This is a genomic window from Pedobacter miscanthi (assembly GCF_032678605.1).
In the GTDB taxonomy this organism is placed as follows: Bacteria; Bacteroidota; Bacteroidia; order Sphingobacteriales; family Sphingobacteriaceae; genus Pedobacter; species Pedobacter miscanthi_A.
In genome coordinates, this window is the sequence record NZ_JAVTSU010000055.1 from 1 (window position 1) to 1,604 (window position 1,604).

Genomic DNA, 1,604 nt, shown 5'->3' on the forward strand with positions numbered 1-1,604 from the left:
TAACAGTAATGTTATAGGGTTTTCTTCGTTTATAACCACTTCATGCTGTACTGCTCAACTTTTCCCAACATTACCTTCTTAATGTCTTTAAGCCCTTAATGATAAGAAGGACAGCAATAGGGTTTACTGTATAATTTAGCATTAAGTTAAGATAATTTATGAGGAATCTGGATACCGGACCTTGCCAGCTAGCCTGATGGCAGCGGAAATCCCTTTTGGGCAAAGGTAGATTATTTACACCAAAGGTTTCCCAAAAGGATTGCAGTGCACAGCAGGACAGAACCCTAAATACAACTTAAAGGCACTGCGCTCCTAAAAATACATTACTTGAAAGCTATCCCAGAAAAACAGTTAACTCTTCGGTAGGTAATTAAATTGTCGTGTTCTTTAACGGTATCGTGCCAGGACTTTGTAATTGATTCTTCCTTAGTGAAGCACTTTAGGAATTTTACAGTAATAAGTTTATCAAATAAGCACTATTTCTCGAATATTATTTTAGCCCATATCAGCCTTAATGATTTAAATATGATTGTCCAAATCTGGAAAGGATTTGATATTTTGCGGCTTAATTGAATTTAGATATGGCTTCAGGTTTTTTTGCGATTTTGGATGATATAGGTGCTTTAATGGACGATGTAGCGGTAACAGCTAAGGTAGCGGCCAAAAAGACTGCAGGTATTTTAGGAGATGATTTAGCCGTAAACGTAGAAAAATCGACTGGTTTTCTTTCTTCGAGAGAATTGCCCGTACTGTGGGCAATCACAAAAGGGTCATTCTTGAATAAGCTTATTATCGTCCCGATAGCATTATTACTCAATTTCTTTTTTCCAATAGCGATTAAAGTGATCTTGGTACTAGGCGGCTTATACCTGGCGTATGAAGGGGTGGAGAAAATTGTTGAATATTTTATTCATCGATCAAAGCCTTCACATGTAGAGGCAAAAGAAGTCATCCAGGAGGGGGAGCTAGTGGAAAAAGCGAAAATCAAATCAGCGATTATTACCGATTTTATTTTATCAATAGAAATCGTAATTATTGCTTTGGGAAGTGTGCTCGAAGAAAAGTTATTGATACAAATTATGACCGTATCGGCTGTAGCTTTGTTGGCTACCGTTGGTGTTTATGGCATCGTAGCTATTATTGTTAGAATGGATGATGCTGGATATCGCTTAATGAAGGCCTCAGGCGAAAAAGGTATCCTTTCGGTTATCGGCAAGTTGCTGGTTCGTTCTTTACCAGTTATAATAAAAATATTAAGTGTTGTAGGAACAGTAGCGTTAATTTTGGTTTCAGGTGGGATTTTCGCGCATAATGTCGGCTTTCTACATGATGTTCTTCATACTTTACCTTCAATTCTTAGAGAATTTGGTTTTGGATTAGCCGCTGGATTAGCCTCTGTGCTTGTTGTAATGGCGGGTAAAAAACTATTAGCAATGGTCAAAAAATAAAGAATTTCCGAAGTCTACAGGTTGGATTTTTAATTTTTTTTAGCAAATCAGATTCAATGCTACTATATAAGTATGTTATTACGGCGCGCTTTATATATCAAACCCATCAGGTTTATTAAATCGCCCTAAACACCTGATTTACCAAAAAGTGTTGCT

General features: G+C 37.0%; 1 protein-coding gene. It reads left to right on the forward strand.

What is annotated here, in order from left to right:
- Positions 1 to 581: 581 nt before the first annotated feature.
- A complete protein-coding gene (locus tag R2R28_RS29015) occupies positions 582 to 1,448 on the forward strand; it encodes a DUF808 domain-containing protein (protein WP_316829155.1) in 867 nt (288 codons plus the stop codon).
- The last annotated feature ends 156 nt before the right edge of the window (positions 1,449 to 1,604 follow it).